The 26588-nt window shown below is 70.3% G+C and carries 27 protein-coding genes; 16 read left to right on the top strand and 11 right to left on the bottom strand.

Annotated elements, in window-relative coordinates; genetic code table 11:
* Positions 1-44: 44 nt before the first annotated feature.
* Genes Q8W67_RS01060 through Q8W67_RS01050 form a run of 3 tightly spaced genes read left to right on the top strand, consistent with a single transcriptional unit; the run spans position 45 to position 2736 of the window.
* On the top strand, positions 45-590 hold the full coding sequence (locus tag Q8W67_RS01060; RefSeq protein ID WP_305539349.1) for a TadE/TadG family type IV pilus assembly protein: 546 nt from the start codon (positions 45-47) through the stop codon (positions 588-590).
* A complete protein-coding gene (locus tag Q8W67_RS01055) occupies positions 590-1300 on the top strand; it encodes a TadE/TadG family type IV pilus assembly protein (protein ID WP_305539347.1) in 711 nt (236 codons plus the stop codon). Before Q8W67_RS01060 ends, Q8W67_RS01055 begins: the two co-directional genes overlap by 1 nt.
* Positions 1285-2736: a TadE/TadG family type IV pilus assembly protein gene (locus tag Q8W67_RS01050; protein WP_305539345.1), complete on the top strand. Its 1452-nt coding sequence runs from the start codon at positions 1285-1287 to the stop codon at positions 2734-2736. The genes Q8W67_RS01055 and Q8W67_RS01050 overlap by 16 nt, the downstream gene beginning before the upstream one ends.
* Positions 2737-3273: 537 nt before the next feature.
* On the opposite strand, the gene Q8W67_RS01045 is transcribed toward Q8W67_RS01050, so the two are convergent.
* The 4 genes from Q8W67_RS01045 to Q8W67_RS01030 all read right to left on the bottom strand — a co-directional run bounded on the left by Q8W67_RS01045 (position 3274) and on the right by Q8W67_RS01030 (position 8275).
* Positions 3274-3546, bottom strand: coding sequence for a hypothetical protein (locus tag Q8W67_RS01045; RefSeq protein WP_305539343.1), 273 nt, complete (start codon positions 3544-3546; stop codon positions 3274-3276).
* A gap of 258 nt (positions 3547-3804) precedes the next feature.
* Complete coding sequence (locus tag Q8W67_RS01040; RefSeq protein ID WP_370693794.1) at positions 3805-7179, bottom strand: hypothetical protein; 3375 nt, start codon at positions 7177-7179, stop codon at positions 3805-3807.
* Between the two features lie 140 nt (positions 7180-7319).
* Entirely contained in the window at positions 7320-7994 is a 675-nt protein-coding gene (locus Q8W67_RS01035) for an invasion associated locus B family protein (RefSeq protein ID WP_305539339.1), read from the bottom strand.
* A gap of 104 nt (positions 7995-8098) precedes the next feature.
* A complete protein-coding gene (locus tag Q8W67_RS01030) occupies positions 8099-8275 on the bottom strand; it encodes a hypothetical protein (RefSeq protein ID WP_305539337.1) in 177 nt (58 codons plus the stop codon).
* Positions 8276-8653: 378 nt separating this feature from the next.
* Here Q8W67_RS01030 and Q8W67_RS01025 point away from each other — a divergent pair, with 378 nt between their 5' ends.
* On the top strand, positions 8654-10099 hold the full coding sequence (locus tag Q8W67_RS01025; RefSeq protein ID WP_305539335.1) for a homospermidine synthase: 1446 nt from the start codon (positions 8654-8656) through the stop codon (positions 10097-10099).
* Positions 10100-10594: 495 nt separating this feature from the next.
* Here the strand turns inward: Q8W67_RS01025 and Q8W67_RS01020 are convergent, their stop codons facing one another.
* Together Q8W67_RS01020 and Q8W67_RS01015 are read right to left on the bottom strand one after the other, a co-directional pair.
* Positions 10595-11446, bottom strand: a complete 852-nt coding sequence (locus Q8W67_RS01020) for a metallophosphoesterase (RefSeq protein WP_305539333.1) — start codon at positions 11444-11446, stop codon at positions 10595-10597.
* An 8-nt stretch (positions 11447-11454) separates the two neighbouring features.
* The gene (locus tag Q8W67_RS01015; protein ID WP_305539664.1) at positions 11455-12072 is read right to left on the bottom strand and encodes a cation transporter; all 618 of its coding nucleotides are present in this window, start codon (positions 12070-12072) and stop codon (positions 11455-11457) included.
* A gap of 176 nt (positions 12073-12248) precedes the next feature.
* Between Q8W67_RS01015 and croR the strand changes: the two genes are divergently transcribed.
* From croR to Q8W67_RS00965, 10 genes are all read left to right on the top strand, one after another.
* Positions 12249-12722 (top strand): 3-hydroxybutyryl-CoA dehydratase, encoded by a 474-nt coding sequence (gene croR / locus Q8W67_RS01010; protein ID WP_305539331.1) that lies wholly within the window; start codon positions 12249-12251, stop codon positions 12720-12722.
* 64 nt (positions 12723-12786) lie between these two features.
* Entirely contained in the window at positions 12787-13554 is a 768-nt protein-coding gene (locus Q8W67_RS01005; protein ID WP_305539661.1) for an RNA methyltransferase, read from the top strand.
* A gap of 126 nt (positions 13555-13680) precedes the next feature.
* Positions 13681-15270, top strand: a complete 1590-nt coding sequence (crtI, locus tag Q8W67_RS01000) for a phytoene desaturase family protein (RefSeq protein WP_305539328.1) — start codon at positions 13681-13683, stop codon at positions 15268-15270.
* A 26-nt stretch (positions 15271-15296) separates the two neighbouring features.
* Positions 15297-15713 carry a DUF2141 domain-containing protein gene (locus Q8W67_RS00995; protein ID WP_305539658.1) on the top strand — a complete coding sequence of 139 codons (417 nt, stop codon included), beginning with the start codon at positions 15297-15299 and terminating at the stop codon, positions 15711-15713.
* Between the two features lie 4 nt (positions 15714-15717).
* Positions 15718-16698 carry an ABC transporter ATP-binding protein gene (locus Q8W67_RS00990; RefSeq protein ID WP_305539326.1) on the top strand — a complete coding sequence of 327 codons (981 nt, stop codon included), beginning with the start codon at positions 15718-15720 and terminating at the stop codon, positions 16696-16698.
* Positions 16695-17897: an ABC transporter permease gene (locus tag Q8W67_RS00985; protein ID WP_305539324.1), complete on the top strand. Its 1203-nt coding sequence runs from the start codon at positions 16695-16697 to the stop codon at positions 17895-17897. Before Q8W67_RS00990 ends, Q8W67_RS00985 begins: the two co-directional genes overlap by 4 nt.
* Before the next feature lie 101 nt (positions 17898-17998).
* Positions 17999-18841 carry a type 1 glutamine amidotransferase gene (locus Q8W67_RS00980; RefSeq protein ID WP_305539322.1) on the top strand — a complete coding sequence of 281 codons (843 nt, stop codon included), beginning with the start codon at positions 17999-18001 and terminating at the stop codon, positions 18839-18841.
* A 103-nt stretch (positions 18842-18944) separates the two neighbouring features.
* Entirely contained in the window at positions 18945-20474 is a 1530-nt protein-coding gene (locus Q8W67_RS00975; protein ID WP_305539320.1) for an NAD(P)/FAD-dependent oxidoreductase, read from the top strand.
* Positions 20475-20731: 257 nt separating this feature from the next.
* The gene (locus Q8W67_RS00970; protein WP_305539656.1) at positions 20732-21490 is read left to right on the top strand and encodes a lysophospholipid acyltransferase family protein; all 759 of its coding nucleotides are present in this window, start codon (positions 20732-20734) and stop codon (positions 21488-21490) included.
* Between the two features lie 67 nt (positions 21491-21557).
* A complete protein-coding gene (locus Q8W67_RS00965) occupies positions 21558-22694 on the top strand; it encodes a glycosyltransferase family 2 protein (protein WP_305539318.1) in 1137 nt (378 codons plus the stop codon).
* Between the two features lie 110 nt (positions 22695-22804).
* On the opposite strand, the gene Q8W67_RS00960 is transcribed toward Q8W67_RS00965, so the two are convergent.
* Both Q8W67_RS00960 and cutA read right to left on the bottom strand, forming a co-directional pair.
* A complete protein-coding gene (locus Q8W67_RS00960) occupies positions 22805-23413 on the bottom strand; it encodes a hypothetical protein (protein ID WP_305539316.1) in 609 nt (202 codons plus the stop codon).
* A gap of 429 nt (positions 23414-23842) precedes the next feature.
* Positions 23843-24187, bottom strand: coding sequence for a divalent-cation tolerance protein CutA (cutA, locus tag Q8W67_RS00955; protein ID WP_305539314.1), 345 nt, complete (start codon positions 24185-24187; stop codon positions 23843-23845).
* 146 nt (positions 24188-24333) lie between these two features.
* Here cutA and Q8W67_RS00950 point away from each other — a divergent pair, with 146 nt between their 5' ends.
* Positions 24334-25101 carry an NAD kinase gene (locus tag Q8W67_RS00950; RefSeq protein WP_305539312.1) on the top strand — a complete coding sequence of 256 codons (768 nt, stop codon included), beginning with the start codon at positions 24334-24336 and terminating at the stop codon, positions 25099-25101.
* 64 nt (positions 25102-25165) lie between these two features.
* Complete coding sequence (locus Q8W67_RS00945; protein WP_370693789.1) at positions 25166-25513, top strand: N-acetyltransferase family protein; 348 nt, start codon at positions 25166-25168, stop codon at positions 25511-25513.
* Positions 25514-25542: 29 nt separating this feature from the next.
* Here the strand turns inward: Q8W67_RS00945 and Q8W67_RS00940 are convergent, their stop codons facing one another.
* The 3 genes from Q8W67_RS00940 to Q8W67_RS00930 all read right to left on the bottom strand — a co-directional run bounded on the left by Q8W67_RS00940 (position 25543) and on the right by Q8W67_RS00930 (position 26470).
* Entirely contained in the window at positions 25543-25743 is a 201-nt protein-coding gene (locus Q8W67_RS00940; RefSeq protein WP_305539310.1) for a hypothetical protein, read from the bottom strand.
* 38 nt (positions 25744-25781) lie between these two features.
* Positions 25782-26150, bottom strand: a complete 369-nt coding sequence (locus Q8W67_RS00935; RefSeq protein ID WP_305539308.1) for a DUF6481 family protein — start codon at positions 26148-26150, stop codon at positions 25782-25784.
* A 110-nt stretch (positions 26151-26260) separates the two neighbouring features.
* Positions 26261-26470 carry a cold-shock protein gene (locus Q8W67_RS00930; protein WP_305539306.1) on the bottom strand — a complete coding sequence of 70 codons (210 nt, stop codon included), beginning with the start codon at positions 26468-26470 and terminating at the stop codon, positions 26261-26263.
* Positions 26471-26588 lie beyond the last annotated feature (118 nt).

Below are 26588 nucleotides of genomic sequence, written 5' to 3'. Positions count from 1 at the left end.
GGTTGCTTTAACCGGGGTTTAGCACTCGCTTGCTAGCGTAGCGCATGTTGTCGCTGCGCACCTATGTTCACGACCGTGGAGGGGCGGCAGCCGTCGAATTCGCCTTGGTCGCCGTCCTGGCGATCATGAGCATCTTATTCATCATGACCGTGGCGACGATCCTGTTCCTCAATCAGGCGCTGGATTATGCCACGACCCGCGCAGCCCGGCAGATCCTGACCGGCGCGGCCCAGGGCGGGGCGCTCGATCAGGCCAGCTTCAAGGCCAGCCTGTGCGGCTATCTGCCGGCGGCGCTGAAGTGCAGCAACCTCGTGGTCAACCTCTACGTCGTGACGCCCGGAACGTCCCCCAGCGGTTACTACGCGTATGTGAAATCCGATGTCAGCGGCCTGCTGATCCCGTCGCTGACCCCGAGTTCGGGCCAGTACACGCTCGGCACCCGGGGGCAATACCAGTACCTGCTGGTGATCTATCCGATCACCTTCCTGCCATCCGCATTCGCCTCGATCCTCGGCGGCGGCGCGACCTACAACGGCGCTCCGGCCTACCTGACGATCTCGACGGCGGCGTTCCGCAACGAACTCTTCTGATGGGCGGCGAGACGCCAGTGACGGCGCGGCGCTTCTGCGCGGATGCGCGCGCGGTCTCGGCGGTGGAATTCGCCCTGATCCTGCCGGTCCTGCTGATCCTGATGCTCGGCGGGACCCAGCTGGTCACCTACATCAACGCGACCCGCAAGGTCGAGCTGATCGCTCAGTCGATCAGCCAGATGATCTCCCAGGCCATGCCGCCCGCGGGATCGACGGTGGCCACCGTCAACGCGACGGACCTGCATTTCAGCTTCGATTCGGCCCTCGTCCTGTTCCCGTACCTGATGAAGGACGGCCCCCGACAGGGCTTGCAGTGGTGGCAGGATATCGCGATCACGTATGCCGCCATCGCGTTCACGCAGACCGCGTCGAACTGCACGGGAAGCGACCTCAGCGGCTGCTACGCCGCGAACGTCGTGTGGACCAGTTCGGGGACCAGCGGGGGCAACTATCGGCCCTGCACGGTGCCGCAGCTCGCCGCCGCCGACACCGCACCGCCGAGCCGGTCGACTCTGCCCCGCTCCGTCTTCGGGCCCGGCTCCATCATCGCGGTCGACGTGGTCTTCACCTTCCAGCCGTCCTTCGGCGCGCGGTTCATCCCCGCGGTGCGGATCGCCCGCTCGATGTACGTGCAGCCGCGCTACGCCTCGCTCGTCACCTTCGACACGACGGGCAACGATGGGATCGCCACGAAATGTCCCGGCTACTGACCCGCGCCCGCCGCCTTGTCGCCCAGGCGGCTTCCCTGCCGGGGGCGCGCTCCGGCAATGTGACGATCCTGTTCGCCCTGAGCCTGCTGCCGATGGTCGGACTGATCGGCTACGGCGTCGATTACGGGGTGGCGATCACCGACAAGGCGAAGCTCGATGCCGCCGCAGACACAGCAGCCATCGCGGCAGTCGCGACCGCCAAGGCCTACATCGCCGCCAATCCGAACCAGACCAACGTGACCGCCAATGCGATCGCGGCCGGCATCGCGCAGGCGACCAGCGCCTTCACGGTCAATGCCGGCACCGTGCCGTTCGCGCAGGTCCAGCTCCAGACGCCGCAACTGACGCGCACGAGCCAGACGCTCAACGCGACGGTCGTATACACGGCTACGGTCAAGAACAATTTCGGGCAGATCTTCCGGACGCCGACCACGATCTTCACCAATACGGTCACCGCATCGGTCGATCTAGCCAGCTATCTCGACTTCTATCTGCTGCTCGACGTTTCGGGCTCGATGGGCCTGCCTGCCACGACGAGCGGGATGAGCCAGCTCGCGGCCAACAACCGGGACATGTGGTCGGACTACAAGCAGGGCTGCCAGTTCGCCTGCCACTACCCGGGCTTCAGCGCCTGGACTTACGCCACGACCAACAAAATCCAGCTGCGCTCGGATGCCGTCAACAACGCGGTCTGCGCGCTCATCCAGCGGGCTTCGAGCCCGTCAGTGACGGGCCAGTACCGCGTCGGCCTGTACCCGTTCATCAACCAGATGGGCACGCTTGCCGACGTCAACAGCACCATCTCCACGCTGAACAGCAAGGCCGATTGCGCCTCGTCCTGGCCCCTCGCCCTGAGCAAGCTCCTGGATACAGGTACGACGCAGCTCTTCACCGGCAAAGATCCGAGCACCGGCACGGGCGCCGGCGGCACGCATTTCGAGGTCGTCATGCCGCAGATGAAGACGGAGATCACCAATGCGGGTGGGTTCGGCGACGGCTCCAGCACCAGCGCCCGCAAGCCGTTCGTCTTCCTCGTCACCGACGGCATGCAGAACGGCCAGCACTACTCCATCACCAAGAACAGCAAATATTATTATCCGGGCAACCCGTCGAGTTTCCCGGGCTATGCCGCGGGCAATTTCGACGGCTCCTCGCCGTCGCAGATCGATCCCTCGCTCTGCACCGCGCTGAAGACCGCCGGCGCGACGATCTCGATCCTCTACATCCCCTACAACATCATCAGCTACACGGATTACGGCGGCACCGTCGCCTGGGAAAACGGTAGGGTCAACGGGTTCAGCCCGACGTTGTCGACGCCACTGCAGAGCTGCGCCTCGCCGGGCTTCTTCTACACGGCCAACACACCGGCCGACATAACCGCCTCGCTCAGCGCGATGTTCGACAAGGCGATTCAGGTCGCACGCCTCACGCAATAGGCTGCGGCGAACTCGCCAAGGCAATCGCGTCGAGATGTAGGATTCCCGACAAAAGCCTGAGGGTTCGATCTGCCCCTGGCCGCCGACCTTGTCATCCAGGCTCCGCCGACCCGGAACGACAAGGGGCTTTGTATCGCCGCCCACGCCATCGCGGATCAAAGAATCGAGCCGAGACAGCGCCATACCGATCGGAAAATTCTTCCCTCACGAGATTGCCCCGGCGCAGGCTCGGGACGTCCGGTCTCGGCACCATAGGGCAGGCGGGGCCGAGCGGGTTCAGCTGTTGAGACCGGGCCGCTCGGCCCTTGTCGAAGCGTTGCCCTGGGAAGGATATGCGCTTCGATCCCGCTACGCTGCGGCCGCGCACCGAGGCACGACGTCGGCGACGGGTCTGTCGGGCAACGGTGCCATACGACATCTTTGCGATCGCGCCGTAAAGGCAGCACGAGGCCATTGTCGACAGCTATGTTCGCGCCGACGCCCGGCATCCCGGCACTCTGGCACCCGCGAAACAAGACTTGTTCCGCATCATACTCTTTATTGATCGACTTGCACGCCGCCGACGTTGCTGGCCATCGCATTGTCGATGGCATACGATAGGCCCGCGCGGTGCACCTTTCGGCCATCGATCACTCGCACGTCCGAGAATCCTTCGGAGTCCGTCGGCGGCTCGAGCTGGCGCTCGAAGGACCGTATGCCGTCTTCGGGCAAAAGGATTTCGCTCTGCCGCAGCCGGTTCCGCTCGAGGGTGACAGCGAGGGTAACGCGGATCCAGGGGCCCTCCACGGGAACGCCGTGCGTCCGCGCCATGGCGAGGATAGGGACCCAGTGCGGGACGCGCGGCGTCTCATTAGGCCGTCCCGACGGGACCGGCCTGCCCGGCGATCCAGCTCGATCCGCATGCTCCCTGAAATCCGCAGACGACCATGACCCGGTCGACGCCTTTGCCCTTCAGCGCAGTGAAGACCCGCCGCCAGGCCTCCGCGCTCCGGGCGGGAGTCCAGACCCGGCGGCCCCCGTCATTCGAGGAAGGTTTCCGGGTCGATGGCCCGCGTCGGCGCACGCGGCTCAGCCCGGAGGTGCTCCGGGCGCCTCGGCGCTGGTCTGCCGATCGCTGCCCGGCCGTTCCGCGCCGGCCTCGGGCTTGCCGCGATCGGGGACCGCGGTATCCGGGTAGCGCTTGCGATACTCGGACAGAAAGGCCGACAACGTCTCGGCTTTCGTGGCGCGGGCCGCGATGGCGCGGAATTCCGGCGCGCGGGTCGGGTTGGCGCCCGTGAGCAGCGCGAAGGTGCGCGCGTCCGGGCTGTCCGCCATCGCCTCCGAGAACTTCGCCTTGAGCCGTTCCAGGCCGATGGCGTCGCCGGCGAGGTCGTACGCGATCGCGGCGCGCACCGCATCGGCCCGGGACTTGTCGTCCAGCGGCTGGCCGGCGCGCCACACCTCTCCGAGCAGCGCCTCGTGCGCCTCGCCGGCCTCGCGCCAGCGGCGGGCGCCCCAATAGATGTCCGCCCGCAGGCGCTCGATGTCGGAGCCGCTCTCGCCCTCGATCGTCTCCAGGGCGAGATCGGTTCGGGTGAGGTCCGAGAGGGCGCGGGCGCGGACCAGGGCGCGGGCGCGCTTCAGCTCGCCGGGAAGCTCGGGCAGGTTGGTCCCGTCGAGAGTCTGCAACGCCTGCAGCGGCTTGTTGTCCATCAGCCGGATCGTGGCGAGCCGGGCGGCGACGGCGGAGCGCGCCGGCCCGGTGAGCCGGTTGTCGATCTGGTACTGAAGGAGATCTGCGGCCGAATCGAGCAGGTCCAGCCCGACCAGACGGTCCGCGAGCCTGCGCACCACCTCGTCGCCGCGCCGCCCGATCGGCGCCAGCTCGCGGAAGTCAAAGTAGAGCGCCACGGCGTCGAAGCCGGAGAGCCGGTCGCCCTGGTCGGTAAGGTAGAGGTCCTCGAATGCCGCCCGGGCATCGCGGGCCAGCGCCTGCGTGGCGGGGGCATTGGGCGCGAAGGCACTCGCCCGCCGCAATGCCGTGAAGGCGTCGCGCCAGCGTCCGGCGGCGAGATGGAGGCGCGCGAGGCCGACCGTGATGCCCTCCTCGGTCAGGCCGCCGTGCCATGCCAGCGCGAGCCGCTCCAGGCGATCGATCGCCGCCTCCGGGGTGAGCTTGCCGGCGGCTCGGGCGAGCAGCGTGCCCCGCAGCGCGGCTTCGGCCGCCACCGGCCGCTCGCCCTTCTCCTCGAGGCGGCCATAGGCGTCCAGCGCCGCCGCGGTCTGGCCGGTCGCTTCCGCCACGCGGGCGCGGACCACGGCCAGCCTGTCGCGGATCAAGGGCGTGAGCTGGGGGCCGTCCTCCGCCCGCGCGGCGGCGGTCTCGACATCACCGTTCTCGATCGCCGATTCCGCCGCCGTCGCGCGGATCGGCAACGCGAGGTCGGCGGGGTAGCGGTCGGCGAGCGGCAGCGCCTTGAGGAAGCCGGTCTCGGCCGCCTTCCAGTCGCCCAGCTCGGCGGCCGCCATCGCCCGCCAGAGGGCGGCTTCGGGGTCATTGGCGAGTTGCGGCCCGGTGAGAGCCTTCATCGCAGCCGCGCTCCGCCCCATGCGTACGAGCGCCAAGCCGCGCAGGATCGCGGTGTCGCGCTGCGAGGCGAGGAGCGGATCGTCGGCGGCCGCGGCCTCGAGGGCGGCGAGTCCCTCGGGGTCGAGGCCGTTGGCGAAATAAGCACGGGCGACCGCGAGGCGGGCCGGCCCACGCTCGGCCGGGCGCGCCGCGGCGGCGGCGTTGACGAGGCTGCGCAGGGTCTCCCGCACGTTTCCGGACCGCGCCAGCTCCCAGGCCGCCGGCGTGACGGCGAGGGCGCCGGCTTCGGCCAGAGCCGGGTCGCCAGTTCGAGTGGCCGTTGAGGCGGCCAGCCCACCCTCACGGCCGATCATGACCGCGTCGAGCTCGGGCCGCACGGCGAGGTCGTCGGCGCCGGCGAGCACCGCAACGCCGTGCCGGCTCGGCAGGATCTCGAAATCCACAAAGCGCCGGCTCTTCGGATTTCCGATGGCGCGCTGCGCCGCCGAGGTGACCACCGCGATGCGCTCGCCGTCGAGGTCGAGCCACGTCGCCGAGCCGGGCCGGGGCAGCGCCAGGGAGACGGTGATGCGGCCCGCCGGATCCGGCTTGCGGACCGGGTCGAGGCTGTCGCTCGGATTCAGAGCGTCCCCCGCCGAAAGCTCCCAGGCCACCCCACCCCCGGTCGAGACCGCCGCGAGATCGACAAGCCGGCCCTGCGGTACTGCGAAGCGCAGGACCGTGACCGGGCCGGTCCGCGCCGGCTCGCCGATCGGAGCCAGTCCCTGGCTGCCCGCCGGAACGGGCACCGGCTCGGCAGTCTCGAGCACCAGCGTGGCGATGCCGCCGCGCTCGAACAGGGCGGCGGGCGGCAGAGCGTGGAACGGGAAGACGAGGCCGGCCCCGGCCGGGCGCTTCGGCGGGGCCTCGGGGGGATTGTCCCGGGCGGCCGGCGCCTCGGCCGGCCGGCCGGCGGCGGGACCGGCAGCGACAGGCTTCGGTGCGGCCGGTTCGGCCGAGGCCGGGCCGGGCACCTCCACGGGGCCGGGCTTGGCCGGGGCCGACGGGATCTTCCGGGGGACGACGTCGAGGGTGAACGCGCCGTCCTCGCGCTCCGTGGCGACGGTGAACCCCTCGGCCGGCGTCACCAGGATGCTGGCCGAGCCCCCGTCGGATTCGGTAGCGAGCTTGGCGATGCCGGGCCGCGGACGGCCGCGGGTCTCGTCAGCGTCGATGGTCCAGGCCCCGACCACGCGCAGGCGCGTCGTCGGCCCCTCCGCGGTCACGGTCGTGACCGCCGCATCGGGAAGGCGCAGCGACAGGCGCGTCAGGGTCGGGAGCAGCGCCAGTTCCAAGGGCAGCGGCTTGCGCACGGGAGGCGGCATGCGCGCCTTCAGGGCCTCCTCGGCGACCCGCGCGCGGCGCGCGAGCTCGGCCACCACCTCCGGCGGCAGCGGCGGCGGCAGGCCCGCCCACCCCTCCGGCAAGAGGTCGACGAACACGCGCTCGCCGGCCGCCTGCACGTTGGCCCGGAACGGCCGCTGCAGGGCGATCCGCAGGCCCGACCCGTCAGGATCACGCCGGACGCTGGAGACGAAGGCCGGCATCTCGTCAGTGAGGTGCTCGGGGCCGGCCACGACACGCTCGCCGTAGCCGAGCAGCAGCACGCCGCCGGTGAGCTTCGCCTTGACGGAGACGGGCTTGTCGAAGGCGAGCACGATCCGGCCGTAGCCACCGGCGCCGCTGCCGGTCTCGCTACCCTGAGCGCTGATCAGCCGTGCGGCCAAAGCCGGGTCGATCGCCGCCAGGAGGGCGAGCACGGGCAACGTCGCGCGCAGCAGCCGCGCGGCGACGTTTCGGCCGATCCAGGATCGCCTGCCCTCCGAGCCCATCGCCTCGCCGATCCGATCCCGGCGCGCGGCCTGAATGGGGCCGCGGCGCCCGGCGCCACACATCCGACTCATCCTGCGGCACCGCGGCTAACGCTGGCTTAACCGTAACCCGGAGATTCGCCGGATCACCCGGACGTGGTTCAGCCGCTCAAGGCGACGGCCCGGTCGAACGCCTGCGGGAAGCCCTCGAGCGGCACCGTGATCATGGCGGGCTCGGTGCCGCTCGCCTTCTGGCCGGTCACGTACAGCTTCTTGGCGGTGCGCATGCCGTCGAGGGCCAGAGCCGGGAAGCTGATCGGCACGAGGCAGCCGTCGACGCTGCACAGGGTATAGGGCGCCCCTTTGCCGAGGGTCTGCTCGTCGAGCTTGAACGTCACGCCGGACTCGATGGAGAGGCCGAAGGGCATCAGCACTATGCCCTCGGAGCGCCCCTCCGCCGGGGTCTGCAGCTCGAAGCCGAACTTGCGCCGCCCGGTCTGCGAATCGCCCTGCGACTGGGCGACGATGCAGGTGACCTTCTCGCTCGGGCGCGTGCAGGTCATCGTCCAGTCGCCGTAGCTCTCGCTGACGGTGCTGGCACCGACGGGCCAGGCTGCCGCGTGCGGTGCGGCCGCGGGCGTGGCCGACGCGGACGGCTTGACCGCGGGCTTGGGGGCGGGCGGCTTCGGTCGCGGCTTAGTCTTGGCCTTGGGGGAGGCCTCGCCGGACGTCGGCGCATCGGGCTCGGCATCCTGGGCACGCGGCGGCGTGGACGGAACGGCGAGCAGCAGCGTCGCAATCAGACTGAGGCGAGCGAGCGCTCGAATCGTCGGCATGGAATCACGATCCCCCGGGGCCATTGGACGGCAGAGCCGCCTAACGTCCAAGCTGGGGCGAAGCAATCGCCCGCCCCCGCGGTCCACGCCATCGCGAGGCCTCATTAGAGCGGGCTCGGTCCGCCGACGGCCTGGGCCAGGGCGCAGCGGCGCGCGAAGGCGGCCTCGGTCCCGCTGCGGACGGCCCGCGTCAGGGCGAAAACGAGGGTCAGGATGCCGGGATCGCAGTCGGCGGTCTCCGTGACCGGGCCTGGGATCCGGGAAGCGATGAGCGCGAGCATGACGACTCCGATATATCGTGATCTCGGACGTTTCCGCGGCCCTGGATGCGACCGCTCGTTCGGGCGACCTTTGCTGCGGCGCAATATGAGCCATGCTTTCGAGGCTCGCCACGCGCGCATGCGCACAGGCATCATGCATCGAAAACATGCACATGGCCGCGCGTCGGCGAACGAGCCTCGAGCGTCCGATGCTGCGGCGCGGTTGACCGGGGGCGGGCGAGCCGCCATTGAGCGCGCTTCCGACGACCGGATTCGAAGGACGCGCCGGCCCCGCCCGCGCGGCGCGAGCTCTGTCGCCGCGCTGTCACACGTGAGCCATAACCCGCCCGTGAGCCGAGAGCGCGGATCCCAGCGGTCCGCCAGACAAGGATCTTCCGCATGACCGACCAGCCGACCCGTCACCCGATCCATGGTCGCATCAGTGGCCCCATCGTGATGATCGGCTTCGGCTCGATCGGCCGGGGCACCCTGCCCCTCATCGAGCGGCATTTCGCGTACGACCACGCCCGCTTCACCGTGATCGACCCGGTCGACACCCACCGGGCGTTGGCCGAGAAGCACGGCCTGCGCTTCGAGAAGGTGGCGCTGACGCCGGACAACTACCGCGACGTGCTTACGCCCCTCCTCACCGAGGGGGGCGGCCAGGGCTTCTGCGTGAATCTCTCGGTCGACACGTCCTCGCGGGCTATCATGGAGCTCTGCCGCGAACTCGGCGCCCTCTACATCGACACCGTGGCCGAGCCCTGGCCGGGCTTCTACTTCGACAAGAGCCGCGGCCAGGGCGACCGGACCAACTACGCCTTGCGCCAGGACATCCTCGACGCCCGCGCCCAGAATCCCGGCGGCACCACGGCGGTCTCCTGCTGCGGCGCCAATCCCGGCATGGTCTCGTGGTTCGTCAAGCAGGCGCTCCTCAACATCGCCAAGGACACGGGCGTCACCGACCCCGAGCCCGAGTCCCGCGAGGCGTGGGCCGCCCTCATGAAGACGCTCGGCGTGAAGGGCGTCCACATCGCGGAGCGCGACACCCAGCGGGCCAAGAACCCCAAGCCCCGGGGCGTGTTCGTCAACACCTGGTCGGTGGAGGGCTTCGTCTCGGAGGGCAACCAGCCGGCGGAACTCGGTTGGGGCACGCACGAGACCTGGAAGCCCGCCAACGCCCGCGAGCAGGAGAAGGGCTCGCTTTGTGCCATCTACCTGCTGCAGCCGGGCGCCGACACGCGCGTGCGCACCTGGGTGCCGACCGCCGGCGCGCAGTTCGGGTTCCTGGTGACCCACAACGAGGCGATCTCGATCGCCGACTATTACACGGTGCGCGAGGGCGATAAGCCGGTCTTCCGCCCGACCTGCCACTACGCCTATCACCCGGCCGACGACGCCGTGCTCTCGCTCCATGAGATGTTCGGCAACGCCGGCAAGGTGCAGGAGAAGCAGCACATCCTCGACGAGACCGAGATCGTCGACGGCATCGACGAGCTCGGCGTGCTCGTCTACGGCCACGCCAAGAACGCCTACTGGTACGGCTCGCAGCTCTCCATCGAGGAGACCCGGGCAATCGCCCCCTACCAGAACGCCACCGGCCTCCAGGTGACCTCGGCCGTCCTCGCCGGCATGGTCTGGGCCCTGGAGAACCCGCAGGCGGGCATCGTCGAGGCCGACGAGATGGACTTCCGCCGCTGCCTGGAGGTCCAGACGCCGTATCTCGGCCCGGTCGTGGGCGTCTACACCGACTGGACGCCGCTCTCGGACCGCCCGGGCCTATTCCCGGAGGACATCGACACGCGCGATCCCTGGCAGTTCCGCAATGTGCTGGTGCACGGCTGAAGTCTCCGGGCTCCTCCCTCTTCCAAGGGGAGGAGCCCGGCTACACGGCCTGCCACTAGGTTTCGAAGGTGTCGTTCGGCTCGATTTCGTCCGTGGGCTGATAGAGCGGCACGATCGTGCGCAGCCAGACGCGGGTCTCGCGGCCGCGGTCATCGGACCCGATCGCGTCCTGGGGAGGTAGGCCTGCAGGTTCACCGGGCCGAAATTGTATCCGACGAGGCCGCCCACGGCGACCTGACCCGGGGGCCCGTAGACGGCCACGCCCACCGTTCGGTCGCTCAAGCCGAGCGCGATGGCGCCGACCTGCCGCTTGCCGAACTTCTAGGCCGCCGTCGGGTCGCGGTTCAGGAACTCCGGGTAGCGGGTTCCGCAGGGCGAATGCGTATCGCGGAAGACGCCGTAAAGCAGGTTGGCGGTGCGATCCCGGTCGTGGCCCGTGTCGCTGACCGCAAAGCGGTGGGTCGGCGCCCCATGGCGACGCGATCGGGCACGGCCCTAACCTTTTCCGACCTCCACGAAAAAATCCGCCCGGTAGCTCGCCCCCTCCACGGGGTTCGAGACCCAGCGGCAACGCCCGACTGCGAGGTCGTGGCCCGCGTGGAAATGGCCGGAGATCCACAGGTCCGGCCGCACGGGATCGGCCAGGTCATCGAGGGCGGTCGTGGCGTAGAAGGCCGGCACCCACCAGGGGACGCCGGGCTGGTCCCGGAAGCGATCGGCGGACAGCGGGCTCGCCGGGTGATGGGTCACCACCACGGTCGGACCGTGATGCGGGGCGCGGAGCGCTTCGTGCAGCGCCGCCCGGTCGGCCCGGTGCGCCGCCATCGCGTCCTCGGGCTGCCACGGGCCGCCATCGGCCTTGCGGATCGATCCGAGATACTCGCGCGAACCCGTCACCGGATCGGTCATGCGCGCGGAAGCGTAGGCCACCGGATCGTCGGGGCGCTCGGGCGCGTCCGGGGCGAGCCAGCGCCCGGCGAGCCGCCAGTCGCTCCATAGGGTCGTGCCCACGAAACGCACGCCGTCGATGACGCAGCTCTGAGCGCCCTGGAGCAGATGGATGCGGGCGCCCAACGCGTTCACCCGGGCGACCTCAGCCGCCAGGTCAGCCAGCAGCTCCGGCGCGGTGCGCGGGTCGCCGGTCGGCGCGTAGCGCTCGTGGTTGCCGGGAACCAGCACGATCGGATTGCCCTGCGCCAGGTGCAGCAGGGCCGCCAGCCCACGCTCCGGATGCCCCTCGTAGAGGTCACCCGGGCAGGCGAGCAGATCGAATGGCTCCGCGGGTGGCGCGATCAGGTCGAGCCGCCGCCGCTCCAGGTGCAGGTCGGAGATGGGGAAGATGCGCATGCCTGTGCCTATCGCGCCGCCCGGCGCTCGTCCGCAGCGGCCCGGAAGATGTCGACGGCCGAATCGGCGTTAAGGATCGCGATGCCGGCCGAGACGACGAGGTCCGGCCACGGGGTCGGGTCGCGGACGGTCGCCGCCCCGGCGGCGGCGATCGCCGGGCTGGCGAAGGCGTCGTTACGGGCGGAGAGATAGGCCGCCCGGGTCAGGCTGCCAAAGCCGGCCCGGTGCCGGGTGAGCATCAGCGCGCGGGTGAGGTTCACGGCGAGCGTCCCGAGGCCGGTGAGCGTCAGCGGCAGCGCGGCCGGGGCTCCGAAATCGGCAACCTTCTCGTAGGCCGCATGGGCGGCCGCCAGCGCGGGCACGAGCAGGACGAACGCCATCGCAGTGCCCAGCCGCGCGCGGTTGCGCGCGCTCCAGGACAGGCCGGCGAAGATCAGCAGGTTGGTCACCGCACCTTCCAGGAAGTCGAGGCTGTCGGCGATCAGCGCCATCGATCCGATGGCGAGCGCCACCGCGATCTCGATGCCGAAATGGCCGAGGTTCAGCGCCGCCACGCCGGCGACGACCGGGCACAGGGCGGGCGGCTCGGATCGGGCGGCATCATCGACGGTCACGGCGCGCGTCATCGCCGAGAGCGGCGCACCTGTCGAGCGGATGTTGAGAAAAGCCTTTCGGCGGCTCAAGAATCTTCAAGGATCTTGCGCCTTCGTCCGGGTGGATTCGGCGGCGCGATCGTGCGAGGCGATGTGCGGGAGCCGGCCGCGAGACGCGCTACCGGCCGGAACTGGAGGTCTGCCGAGCCATGCTGCCCGAATTGCGCGTGCTCTATTTCGAGGATCTCGAGGTCGGGCTGTCGGAGACCCTGTCGAAGACCATCGCCTCCTCGGACGTGGTCGGGTTTGCCGAGATCACCGGCGACCGCAACCCGATCCACCTGTCCGAGCACTTCGCCGCGCGCACGCCGTTCGGCACCCGCATCGCCCACGGCCTGTACACGGCTGGGCTGATCTCGGCGGTGCTCGGCACACGCCTGCCGGGACCGGGTGCAGTCTACATCTCCCAGACGCTTAACTTCCGGGCGCCCGTGCGCATCGGCGACACCGTGGACGTCACGGTTACGGTCGCCGAACTCATGCCGGAGCGGAGGCGCGCGCGCCTCGCCTGCCGCTGCACGGTGGCGGGGGAGATCGTCCTCGACGGCGAGGCGCTGGTGAAGGTGCCGACCAAGGCCGAGGCCGATCCGCTGGCGGTCCGCGCCGAGCGCTCGCAGGGCTGAGGTGCCCCAGGTCGCGGAGACGATCGCGGACCCGGACGACCCACGCCTCGAACCCTACGCACGGATGCGCGAGCGCGACCTCGTCGGCCGTGCCCGGCGTTTCATCGCCGAGGGCGAGGTGACCCTGCGGCTTCTGCTCGGCTCCCGCGCCCGCTTCCGTGCGGAATCGGTCCTGCTCGCCCCGGAGCGCTGGCCGGCGCTCGCCGGGGCCATCGCCGCCTGCCCGCATCCGCCGCCGGTCTACCTCGCCGCCAAGGCGGTGATGAGCGCCGTCACGGGCTTCCCGATCCATCGCGGCGTGCTGGCGGTCGGCCTGCGCGGGCCGGAGCCCGACGCCGCCGCCGTGGTCCCGCCTCCGCCCGCACCCGCGCTGGTGCTGGGGCTCGCGGGCCTGACCAACCACGACAATGTCGGGGCCGCCTTTCGCAATGCCGCGGCGTTCGGGGCCGACGCAGTGCTCCTCGACGCCGCGAGTTGCGACCCGCTCTACCGCAAGAGCATCCGGGTCTCGGCCGGCGCCGCGCTGATTCAGCCCTTCGCGCGGCTCGCCTCCGGCCAGGACTGGCACGACCTGTCCGACGCGCTCGGCCTCCAGGCCTTGGCGCTCAGCCCCAGGGCGGCGGAGTCTCTGGACGATCTGTCCGTGCCGGTGCGCGCGCTCCTGATCCTCGGAACCGAGGGACCGGGGCTCGACGCGGCGACGCTCGGGCGGGCTCGTCCGGTGCGCATCCCCATGGCTGCGGGCTTCGATTCGCTCAACGTGGCCACGGCGGCGGGGGTCGCCCTGCTGACGATCGCCCGCGCCCAGGGCCGGCTCACCGGCGCGGGCTGAGGGCAGGCCGCCTTTTCCGTGCAGGCCCGGCACTCTACACGCGACAAAGGGCTGCAATTGCCGCCGCGCGATGCCAAGCTAGCTTGGCCGGAGATGTTCCGGGGGTCTTGAGAGGAGTCGGCTGCGTTGCTTCAGTCTGGGGATGGCTTGCGGGCGCTGACCGGTCGCCGGGTGGCCGTGGTCGGCGCCGGTCCGGGCGGGCTTGCTTCCGCCCTGCTGCTGGCCCGGGCCGGAATCCACGTCACCATGTTCGAGAAGGATGCGCAGGTCGGCGGCCGCACCAAGACCGTCGAGGCGCCTGGCGGCTACCGGTTCGATATCGGCCCGACCTTCTTCCTCTATCCACAAATTCTGGCCGACATCTTCTCGAGCTGCGGCGAGCGGCTTGAGGACCACATCAAGCTCGAGCGCCTCGATCCGCAATATCATCTGGTGTTCGAGGGCCAGGACGGAATCTCCGGCACGATCCGCGCCACCGGCGACATCGCCCGCATGGAGACGGAGATCGCCCGCATGGCGCCGGACGATGCCAAGAACGTCAAAACCTTCTTCGCAGAGAACCGGACGAAGCTCGAATACTTCAAGCCGATCCTGCAGCAGGCCTTTCACACGCTCCGCAGCATGGCGAGCCCGGCGATGCTGGCCGCCCTGCCCTATCTGCATCCCGGCCGGAGCGTCGACCGCGACCTCAAGCGCTACTTCGCCGATCCGCGGGTGCGCCTCGCCTTCTCGTTCCAGACCAAATATCTCGGCATGTCGCCGTTCCGCTGCCCGAGCCTGTTCACGATCCTGTCGTTCCTGGAATACGAGCACGGGGTCTACCACCCGGTGGGCGGCTGCGGCGCGGTCTCGGAGGCAATGGCCGGGCTCGCCGGGCGCATGGGCGTCGATCTCCGGCTCAACGCCAATGTCGAGCGGGTGCTGTTTGATGGCAAGCGCGCCAGCGGGGTCGTGGTGGATGGCGAGACCTTCAACGCGGATGCGGTGCTGATCAACGGCGACTTCGCCAAAGTGGTGCGCGCCCTGGTGCCGGAGCGGCACCGCCCGCGCTGGCGCGACGCCAAGATCGAGAAAGCTCGGCTCTCGTGCTCGACCTTCATGCTCTATCTCGGCATTGAAGGGAAAATGCCCGCGAGCCTCGGGCATCACACGATCCTGCTGGCCGACGGATACGAGCGCAACATCCGGGAGATCACCGAGGGAACGCTGCCGATGCAGCCGTCCCTGTACGTGCAGCATGCCGGTTACACCGACGGCGGCATGGCGCCCCCCGGGCACACCGCCCTCTACGTCTTGGTGCCGGTGCCCAACCTGAAGGCCGGGATCGACTGGCCCGCGACGCGGGCGACCTACCGCGCCCTGATCCTGGAGCGGCTGAAGCTTCTCGGGATCGAGGATCTCGAGTCGCGGATCCGCTACGAGCGGATCATCGATCCGACCCAGTGGGAGGAGGATTTCACGGTCCACGAGGGCGCCACCTTCAACCTCGCGCACGACCTGATGCAGATGCTGTATTTCCGGCCGCACAACCGCTTCCGGCCGGGGCTCTACATCGTCGGCGGCGGCACCCATCCGGGTTCCGGCCTGCCGGTGATCTACGAGGGCGCCCGCATCTCGTCTCGACTCCTGATCGAAGAGTTGGCCGGCGCCCGCGCCGCCGCCCAGGCGGGGATCCCCGAGACGGCGCCGCTGGCGACCTCCGGCGAGGCCTCGTGATCAGGCGATCGGGCCGGGCCGCGCCGATGGCCGGCCTCTGCGTCGTCGCGGTGCTGTCCGCCCTGCCAGCCGCAGCCGCGACCGTGCAGGTCGAGGTCGACGCGATCGAGCCCGGCGGCGGCCCGGTCCGCGTGACCCTCTGCCAGGGCGGCCTGTCGGAGCCGTTCTGCACCCGGGGCGACGAAGCGACGGCCTCCGGGGGACGGGCGCTGTTCACCTTCCGGGACGTGGCCCCAGGAGTGTATGCGGTCGCGGCCTTTCAGGATTCGAATGGCGACGGCCGCCTCGACCGCACCGGGCTCGGACTGCCGCTGGAGCCCTACGGATTCTCCGGCGCCGTCGCGCGGCGGGCGCGGCCGGATTTTTCCGACGCCGCTTTCGCGCTTCGTGAGCCGGGCGCCTCCGTGCGCGTACGCCTCGCCCGCGCCTTGCCGGGGCGGTGACGCGGTGGGCGATCCCCTCGTCCGGATCGAGGGCGTCGACCTGGAGCTTCGCGGGCGTCTGGTGCTGGAGCGGGTCGATCTCGACCTCGACGTCGGTGAGACACTGGCGCTGCTCGGGCCGAACGGGGCCGGCAAGTCCTCGCTGATGCGCCTCGTGGCGGGCCGCCTCGGCCCGAGTCGGGGATCGGTGCGCGTGGCCGGCGCCGCCCCGTTCCGGGAAGGGCGCGCACGCCGCGGCATCGGCTGGGTACCTCAGGAGATCGCCCTCTACCCGCGGCTCACCGTGTCGGAAAACCTCGGAATCTTCGGCCAGCTCGCGGGCGTGCCCCGACGCGAGCGGCGCGGGGCAGTGGATGCCGCCCTGGCGATGGCGGACATCGCCGACGTGGCGCACCATCCCGTGGGCATCCTGTCCGGAGGCTACCGGCGGCGGGTCAACATCGCGGCCAGCCTGATGAACCGGCCCCGGCTGGTGCTCCTCGACGAGCCGACGAGCGGCGTCGACCTCGCCGCCCGAGCGGCGATCCACGCGGTGCTCGACCGGCTGAAGGCGGCGGGCACCGCGATCCTGATCGCCACCCACGACTTCGCCGAGGCCGAGCGCCTCGCCTCCCGGGTCGCGTTCCTGGCGCAGGGGCGGATCGTACGGGCGGGGCAGCTGGCAGACCTGCTCGCACAGCTGCGCGCCGGAGCGCCGGAGCGGGAGTTGAGCCTGACCGTGCCGGCGGACGGGCCCGGCGAGGCGGTGCTGCGCCGGGCAGGCTTCACGCCGGCCGAATCGGACGGCTTGGTCTGGCGCACGGTCGAGCGCTCCGGCCTTGACGGCGCGGCCCTGCTCGGCGCCCTGCGGGCGCAGGGTGTGCCCGTCGCCGAAGTGCGGGTCCGCGCCCCGCGGCTGGAGGCGCTCTACCTCGACGCGCTCCGACCCCGGGGCGTGGCGGTCCGCGACGCGGCGGCCCCGCGCCTTGCGGGAGCCGGCGGATGATCGGCGCCGCTTTCCGGGTGATGGCCCTCAGCCTCCTGCGCGACCGCGCCGCTCTGGTCATGGCCTTCGTGCTGCCGACCGTCATCTTCGTGATCTTCGCGGCGATCTTCTCCGGGGCGACGGGCGACCGGATCCGCATCCATCTCGGGCTGGCCGATTTCGCCCAGACAGCAGCCACGCGGCGCCTCTCCGATGCCCTCGAAGCCGATCCATCCCTGCGGGTCACGCGCCTGCCCGCGACGGGCCTCGCGGATGTGACCCATGCCGTCCGCTCCGGCGAGGTCGACGTAGCCCTGGTTCTGCGCGGCGACCTGATCGCCGCCCCGGTGGGTGCGGCGCCCGCCGACCAGCCGGTGGTGCTGGTCGAGAACCCGGCGAAAGCCTTGGCCACGCCGATCGCCCTCGGCCAGCTCCAGCGCGTGCTGAACGAAGCGCTGCCCGACGTGGTGCTCTCCCGGATCGTCGCCGACGTGGAGCGCACCGGCAAGATCGGCCCGGACGAGCGCCGATTCCTCGAGGAAGCCTTCGCCGAGCAGCGCGCCAAGAAGGAGCCGTTCAGCTTCGCCTCTCTGGTCGAGCGCCGCAGCACCGCCGCCGGCACCGCCAACGCCCGGGTTAGCTATTACGCGGGTGCCATCACCGCGGTGTTCCTGCTGTTCGCCGCCATGCAGGGCGCGCTGTCGCTGGTGGAGGAGCGCGAGACCGGGATCAGCGAGCGCCTGATGGCCGGCCCCGGCGGCTTGCCGGTGGTGGTGCTCGGCAAGTTCGGCTTTCTGACCCTCCAGGGCGTCGTCCAGGCAGGCCTGATCTTCCTGGCCGCCGCGCTCCTCTACGGGGTCGAGATCGGCCCGCACTGGCCGGCCTTCCTGGCCGCCTGCCTGCTGGTCTCCGCGATGGCGGCCGGACTGGCACTGGCGGCCTGCGCGCTGGCAGCCTCGCGCCAGCAGGCCCACCTCGCTTCGACCTTCGGGGTGCTGCTGCTCTCGGCGGTGGGCGGCTCGATGGTACCGCGCTTCCTGATGCCGCCCTGGCTGCAGCAGGCCGGCTGGCTCACCCCCAACGCCTGGGCGATCGAGGCGTATCAGAATGCCCTCGGCGAGGGCTTTTCCGCCGCGGCGCCGGCGCTCGGAGTGCTGGTCGCGCTGACGCTCTGCGGGCTCGGCCTCGCGCTCGCCCTGGTGGCACGGCGGACGGCCTGACCCGGGGCGCGACCGGCCGCGCCGGTGCTGCGACGAGCCGTCCCCGGACAAGGCGGGCCCATTCGGGCACGGTCTCCGGCCTCACGCAACGAAAGCACTGCATGCTCCGCCTGCTCAGCGCCGACGGCAACGACCGCGCGGCCCGCGAGCGGCACGTGACGGCCACGGGCAGGACCTCGGCCGAATCCTACGCCGTGGTGGTGCAGGACCTCGCGCCGGAGGCCGCCTGCCGCCTGGTCAGCCCTGCGGATGCCGGCGCGGCCCTTCCGCAGGGGCTGTCGGATTTCGACGGGCTGATTTTCACCGGATCGACCCTCAAGGTCTCCGAGGGGACGCCGGCTGTGACCCGGCAGCTCGATCTGATGCGCGCGGCGCTGGGCGCGGGACTGGCGGTGTTCGGTTCGTGCTGGGGCGTGCAGGTCGCCGCCACCGTCGCGGGCGGCCGGGCGGCGGAGAACCCGCGCGGGCCGGAATACGGCTTCGCCCGGTCGATCACACCGACCCAGGAGGGCCGCACCCATCCCCTGCTCGCTGGCCGTCCGGCGGTCTGGGACGCACTCGCGATCCACTCGGACGCAGTGCTGGAACCGCCTCCGGGCGCCCGGGTGCTCGCCGGCAACCGGCTTCTGGGCGTCCAGGCCATCGAGATCCGGCACGGCGCCGGCTGGTTCTGGGGCACGCAGTATCACCCGGAACTCGACCTCGACGAACTCGCCGCGATGCTGCGCCTCTGCGACACGGCGATCGTCGAGGCGGGCCTCGCCGCGGATCCGCGTGTGGTGGCGACGTATGCCGACGAGGTCGCGGCCCTGCAGAAAGGCGATCCCGAGACCGTGCGCCGTCTGGCCTGGCGCCACGGCCTCGGCCCGGAGGTGCTCGAGGCGGATCTGCGCCGCAGGGAGATCGGCAACTTCCTGGCGCGCCTGTCCACAGGTGAGGCTTGATCGACCGCCTCCGCGACCGGGTGGCGCGTTGACCCGCCCGGCCCCAAGTCTAGCTTCCCTGTTGCGGGCCACGCCCTACCGGCCCGGGGAGCGACCTACCAGGATGAGCCAGGATTCCACGGTCGCCGTCATCGGCAGCGGGCTCGGCGGGCTTGCGGCCGCCTGCGTCGCCGCAGCGCGCGGCCACCGCGTGACGGTCTACGACAAGAACGGCTGGCTCGGCGGCAAGGCGGCGGTGCTGCACGAGGGTGGCTTCCGCTTCGACATGGGCCCGACCATCCTGACGGTCCCCCGGGTGCTGGAGCGGATCTTCGCGGAGGCCGGCCGCTCGGTCCACGACTACATGGACCTGCGCCGCCTCGACCCGCAATGGCGCTGCTTCTTCGACGACGGCACCCGCATCGACCTGATGCAGGATGTCGAGCGGATGGCAGGCGACATGGATCGCTTCGCCCCAGGCACCGGCGAGGGCTACAAGAAGTTCCTCTCCATCTCGGAGCACTTGCACGGGGTGTCCGAGAAATTCTTCTTCTGGAAACCGGTCGAGGACCTGTTCGACACGATCAACATCCGCGCCAACATGAATCCCGGCACGCTGCGCGACGTGCTGTCCCTGCGCATGCACGCCTCCGTGGCTTCGACGATCCGCGGCAAGGTGAAGGATGCGCGGCTCGCCCAGATGCTCGACCACTTCGTGCAATATGTCGGCTCGTCGCCCTACGGGGCGCCGGCGGTGCTGTGCGCCATCGCCCACATGCAGACCGCGGACGGGGTCTGGTACCCGATGGGCGGCACCCGCGCGGTGGCGGAGGGTCTGGCCAAGCTCGCCCAGGAACTCGGCGCCACCTGCAAGACCGGCGTCGAGGTGACCGGCATCGAGACCGCGGGCGGCGCGGTCCGGGGGGTGCGCACCGCCGAGGGCGTCACGCCCTTCGACGCGGTGATCTCCAACATGGATTCGGTGCGCACCTACCGAGAACTCGTCGGCGGCGAGGCGGCCAAGATCTATGCAAAGAAGAACCCCGAGCCGGCCTGCTCGGGCGTCGTGCTCTATCTCGGCCTGAACAAGCGCTACGAGCACCTGAACCACCACGACTTCGTCTTCTCCCGAGACCCCGAGGAGGAGTTCGACTACATCTACAACAAGGGCGAACCGGCGCCGGACCCGACCGCCTATTTGGCGGCCCCCTCCTCAACCGACCCGAGCGTGGCCCCGGAGGGTGGCGAGGCGCTCTACGTCCTGGTGCACACCCCCTACCTGCGCCCGCACCACGACTGGCGACCGGACGGGCCCCTGTTCCAGAACTACCGCCGGACCATTTTGGACAAGCTCAAGCGGACGGCGGCCATGCCGGATCTGGAGGAGCGCATTGTCGTCGAGCGCCACCTCACCCCGCAGGACATCCACGAGCGCTACCGGGTGCTCAACGGCGCGATCTACGGGCTGGCCTCGCACGGGCGGGTGATGGGCGCGTTCAAGCCCGGCAACCGCTCGCGTCAGGTGCGCGGCCTCTATCTCGCAGGCGGCGCCGCCCATCCGGGTCCCGGCATGCCGATGGTGATGATGTCCGGCTGGATCGCCGCCGACGCGCATGATCAGGACGCGCGCGGCACTCTGCGCGAATCCGCGTGACCCAGGCTGCGCCCTCCCCTCCCCCCTCATCGGGGGAGAGTGGCCCGCGAAGCGGGCCGGGAGAAGCGCATCGCGAGGGTACCATGTCGCGCGCCGGTTGCGACCCTTCCGGCAATCCCGCTCCCCGCTCGCGGGCCTTCGTCCCGGCCCGCGCCCCGCTGTCGCTTGCTCCACCGCCACCTGCAGACGGGAGAGGAAATCCGTCCGCCCCCTCGGCGGCCCGCCTGCGGCCGATCCATCCCCTGGTCTGGCGCTTCATGGTGGCGTGGTTCGAGCGCTACCTGCACCGCCATTTCGACGCCCTGCGCCTGCCTCACTGGAGCGCGCAGCCGGCCCAAGACCATCCTGGCCCGCTGGTTATCTACTGCAACCATCCCGCTTGGTGGGATGCGGCGCTGATCATCGTGCTGGCGGGCCGGCTCTACCCGGAGCGGGAGAGCCGGGCACCGTTCGACGCCTCGATGCTGGCGCGGTACCAGGTGTTCGAACGGATCGGCGCCTTCGGGGTCGACCTCGACAGTCCTCGCGGCGCGGCACAGTTCCTGGCCGCCGCCCGGGCGATCCTGACGGCTTCCGGCAGCATGCTCTGGATCACCGCGCAGGGTCGCTTCGTCGACGTGCGGGCTCGACCTCTCGGGCTGCGCCCGGGCGTGGCGCGGCTCGCCGAGATGGCCCCCAACGCGCTGTTCGTGCCGCTCGCCCTGGAATATGCGTTCTGGGACGAGCGCGGCGCCGAAGCCTTCGCGGCCTTCGGGCCTGCGATGACGGGCGCGGAACTCGCAGCGCTGCCGCGGCCGGCGCGGCTGGCCCACATGGAAGCAAGCCTGACCGCACTGCTCGACCGGCTGAGCGCCGACGTGATCAGCCGCGAGCCGGAGCGCTTCCAGGCGCTGGTCTCGGGCCGGAAGGGCGTCGGCGGCATCTACGACCTCTGGCGGCGCCTCGCTGCCAAGCTGGCGGGGCGCCGCTTCGACCCGGCCCACCGCGCCGCCGACGAGCACGATCGCGCCGCATGATGATGTTCCGCCCGATCCGCCCGCGCGCGATGCCGGATGCGGGGGGCGCCTTTTCTCTGCGCGGGCGATGACCGACCTGATCCCCACGGCCCTGGCTCTCCTCTGCCTGCTCGCAGCCCTCCTCCCGACCGTGCTGGCGGCAATGAACCTCCTGGCCCTGCGCCGGCCGGCCCCGGAGGCGGATCCCGGCCTGGTCTCGATCCTGATCCCGGCGCGCAATGAGGCCGACAACATCGACGGCACGGTCCGCGCTGCGCTGGCCAGCATCGCGGTGCCGGTGGAGGTGATCGTCGGCGACGACCATTCCACGGACGATACCGCACGGATCGTGCGCGCCATCGGCGACCCGCGCCTGCGCATCGTCCCCGTGCCGCCGCTTCCGGAGGGCTGGACGGGCAAGAATCACGCCTGCGCCCATATCGCGGGGCTCGCCCGCGGCCGGCACCTGATGTTCATCGACGCCGACGTGCGCCTGGAGCCCGACGCCGCCGCGGCGCTCGCGGCGCAGGCCCGGCGCACCGGCGCGGCCCTGATCAGCGGCGTGCCCCGTCAGCGCACCGAGACGCTGGGCGAGTTGCTGACCGTGCCGATGATCGACTTTTTGCTCGTCGGCTACCTGCCCGTTCCGCTGATGCGCCGCCGCCTCGACCCAGCCCTGGGGGCGGCCTGCGGCCAGCTCATCCTGATCGAAGCTGCATCCTACGCGGCGATCGGCGGCCACGGCGCGATCCGCGCCTTCCTGCACGACGGCGTGCGCCTGCCCCGGCTCCTGCGCGCGGCCGGGTACCGCACCGATCTCGTCGCGGGCGCCGGGCTGGCGACCTGCCGGATGTATCACGGGTTCGCGCAGGCCTGGGCGGGCTTCTCGAAGAATGCCCACGAGGGCATGGCGACGCCCCGCGCGCTTCCGGTCTGGACGCTGCTGCTGGGCTGCGGACATGTCCTGCCGCCGCTCCTGGTTCTGGCCGGCCTGTTCGGAGCGGTTCCGCCGGGTGCCCTGATCCTGGCCGCGACGGCCTGCGCCCTGTCGCTCGCGACCCGCGCGGCGATCACACTGGCCGTGCGGGCGCCGCTGGCGACGATCCCGCTCCATCCGGCGGCGGTGGTGGTGGCTCTGGCGATCCAGTGGAACGTGCTGCTGCGACGGGAGCGCGCCGGCGCCGCCACCTGGAAGGGCCGCAGCTACCCGGTCAACGGCGCCTGAACCGGGCGCGACGGTGGGGCTTGCCTGCTGGGGCCCGCCCGCCGCAGGTGGTCATCCGGTCCTGGAGCGGCAGCAGGCGGAAGCGCGATCGCGAGAGGCGGCCCGCAGGGTCAAGGTTGGGACGGCTGGCAGGGGTCCGTCGCATGCTTCCCCTTGCGAGGCTTCAGGGACACGATCAACTGGACGTTGGGCACATCGCCCACCTGACGAGTCAGATGCCCGACATGCGCCTCCGGCCCCTGCGGCGTGGATCCCATGTCGGCGTTGAACTCGACCTCGCCCGGCCCCTGCTCCAGCACTGTGCCGTCCGTGGCCTCCACCGACCAGCGGCCCGACAGGGTGATAACCCATTGCGGGCCGGGCGCTGTGTGCCAAGTGCCGACATAGCCGACCGGCAGCACCGCGTACTTGATCGATTTGACCTCGCCCGGCGGAAATCCAACGTATTGCGGCGCCGCGGGCGGCGCATAACTCTTGAAAATGAAGTTCTTCAGGTCGCAGTACTGAACATGGCTCTGTCCCTTGTCATCCGCGTAGAGGACCCCGTACCGGAGGGCGGGCGGATTCGCCGAGGCGAGGCCGGCCGGACCGGACAGAGCCGGCTCGATGGTCATCGGCGGCTCGCTCTGCTTGCCTCCGGCGGCCTGGACACCTGTGCCGCTCGCGGCGGAAGCCACCATCACCATCGCGATGTGCCCAAAGATCTTGGCCTGCTTCATGATTCCGATGCCCCCGAACACTTGGCGCCTACAGGAGCGCCCCAGCTCGTATAGTCGTCGCCTTAGACGAAGCAAAATCATCGGCTTGTAATTACGACAAATATTAATTTCAAAGATCCATTGTATCAAAATTATGATTATTAATATCGAAACATATTTGCGGAATATATAGATCCCCGCCGATCGGATCTAAGCTTATCTTTGGCCCGCGCTCGGCCCACCGATTGCGGCCGCTGACCAAGTCTACCCACAGGCAGTTGGCGATCGCTTAGGCGAACTGACAAAATCGGAGTTCAACGGCGGCCATCCCGTGCCCTGTTGGACGGAGATCGACCGGAGCGCCGCCATGCCGCGCCTCGGGACTGTCGATCAGGCCTGAACGAGCCTCGCTTCTTTCTGAAGCCGGCGGTCACCTTTCGGAGCAACACTCTACGGCGCCGCACGCTCCGGGTCGCCGGTTTGGGTCTCCGACAGGATCCAGGCCGCCGTATCGGGGTCAGCCCTGGAGATCGGCAGATGCAGGATGATCGGCGTGTCGTAGGGGTGGCGTGCCTTGAGGGCCGCCGACAGCGCATCGGCCAGGCCCTCGCGGCTCTTTAGGATCGCCGCGACCTCCTCGCCCCGCTCCACGGCCCCCTTCCAGCTGTAGACCGACATCATGCCCGGCAGCACGTTGATGCAGGCGATCAGGCGCTCGCGGACCAGGGCCTCGCCGATGTTGAGCGCCGAAGCGGCGTCGGGAAAGGTCGTGTAGACGAGGAGCGGACGCTCCATGCTATGCCTCCGGGATCGCGCATGTGCCCGAGGAGTCAGGCGCATGCGTGGCACCGACGTCAACCGGGCGGTTCGCTCATCAGACTGGAGCCGTGACGTGAACGCCGACGCGACCTCGCTGCGCCCGTCCGGCTGCGCCTGACGCCATGCCGAACCTCAAGAAGATCGCCTTCGTGGCGAGCCCGACCGGCTACGCCCGCGAGGCCGCCGCCGCCCTGATGCGGCGCTACGATCATGTCCCGCCCGAGGAGGCGGATGTCGTCGTGGCGCTCGGCGGCGACGGGCTCATGCTCCAAGTGCTGCACCGCTTCATGGACAACCCGAAGCCGATCTACGGCATGAATCGTGGCACGGTCGGGTTCCTGATGAACGAGTTCCGGGACGACGACCTTCTTGAGCACCTGGAGCAAGCCCAGCGCAGCGTCATCCACCCGTTGCTGATGGACGTGGTCGACACGGAGGGCCGTTCCCACCGGGCGCGGGCGATCAACGAGGTCTACCTGCTGCGCCAGACGCACCAGACGGCCAAGCTGAAGATCTCGGTAGACGGTAACGTGCGGCTGGACCTGCTGATCGCCGACGGGGTGCTGGTCGCCACCGCAGCCGGCTCGACTGCCTACAACCTCTCGGTGGGCGGCCCGATCCTGCCACTCGACGCGAAGCTGCTGGCACTGACCCCGATCTCAGCCTTCCGTCCCCGGCGCTGGCGCGGTGCACTCTTGCCGGATTATGCCCGGATCCGGATCGATGTGATCGACGCGCCCCATCGCCCCGTGGCGGCGGTCGCCGACCACACCGAGTTCCGCCGGGTCTGCACGGTGGAGACCTGTCTCGACCGCGCCACCGAACTCGTGCTGCTGCACGACCCCGGTCACAGCCTCGACGAGCGCATCCTGCGCGAGCAATTCGGGTGAACCTGCGGATCAGGCAGCCATCGGTCCGATCATCCTGCCGACCAAGCGGGCCGGCCTGACCTGCGTGCTCGGACGAGCCCTCAGCGAGGCCGACGCTCACTGGACAGGCGGGGACCGCGAGACCTTCGTGGCGGACCTGGATCAGGCGGTGCTCGGCACCTGTTGGCCGTGCGCCAACTGGTCGGACGGGGGCGCCCGAGTCGCCAATGGCGGCGTCATGACAGACGCGGCGCGCGGCATCCCCCGGGTTATGCGCAGGCACGCCCTGGCCCGGGGGCGTGAGCGCGGAGTCTCGACAACGCAGTTCAACAGCGTGGTGAACACGAACGTCATGTCCGTGAGGCTGTGGCAGAGCCTCGGCTTCAGCGGGCCTTCCGGCACCCGAAGCTGGGCGGTGTCGACGCCCTGGTGACGTTCAGGACGCCGTGAGGCGCGGACCGATCAGATACGCCGGGCCGCGACCAGCTCGCTCTCGCGGATCGCCCGCTCACCGCCTTCCGTGCGGATCCGGTAGGAGGGCTCGCCGGTCTGGTCCTCCGGCATGAGCCGAAGAACCTCGAACACCTCGCCGGTCCCCTTGTCATCGGGAAGCCCGATCCGGGCCCGGCAGACGCGCTGGCCGATCTTGAACTTGTGAGACATGCCAGGCTCCTGTGGTGGGTTTCAGTGCGAGGATGCCCTCAGCGCCGCTTCTGGGCCTTCGCCTTTCGGGCGAGGTAGCGCGCGTCGCGCTGGGCCTTCTGCTCGGCCTGCAGGGCCTTGGCGCGCTCCTGGGCAGCCAGTTGCTCGGCGAGCTTACGCTCGGCCTCAGCCTGGCGCTCGGCCTCGGCCATCACGGCGGCGCGCTCGATCTCGGCCTGGCGTTGTGCAGCGCGCTCGGCCGCGCGGGCCTCGCGGGCATCGACCACGGCGCGGCGGGCGGACTGGCGGGCAAGGACGACCGGATCGTCGGCAGACGGGCGCGCCCGGAACCGGGCCAGCATCTCGGACCGCGCCTTCGCGGCGGCCTCCAGTCGATCGACGACGCCCTGCTTATTCGGAAAGCTCACAGACACTCCTGAGTTGGGCGCGGCCCGCGGCCGCCGGCCCGAAATCGGATTTAGATACGAAGAAGCCGCTCCATCGGGAGCGGCTTCGGATTGGGCCGTCGGAACGGCGATTAGGCGGTCTGGAGCTGGCCGGCGGACTGCTTGCCGCTGCGGCGGTCGGTCTCCAGCTCGTAAGAGACCTTCTGGCCTTCGTTCAGGCCACGCAGGCCGGCGCGCTCGACAGCCGAGACGTGAACGAACACGTCTTTGCCGCCGTCATCCGGCTGGATGAAGCCGTAGCCCTTGGTCTCGTTGAACCACTTGACGGTTCCGGTGCTCATGGAATTCCTCGATCTTCGCAGGCGTAGTGAGAGAAGGCACCCGCTCAATCGAGTTGGCGCCGGCATCGACCGATAGCGATAGGAAAGTCAGAACCGCCCTGCGAAGGCGTAACGGTCC

Origin of the sequence: Methylobacterium sp. NEAU K, from assembly GCF_030700285.1 — a bacterium.
GTDB lineage: Bacteria > Pseudomonadota > Alphaproteobacteria > Rhizobiales > Beijerinckiaceae > Methylobacterium.
This window is presented reverse-complemented; position numbering and strand designations above follow the sequence as displayed.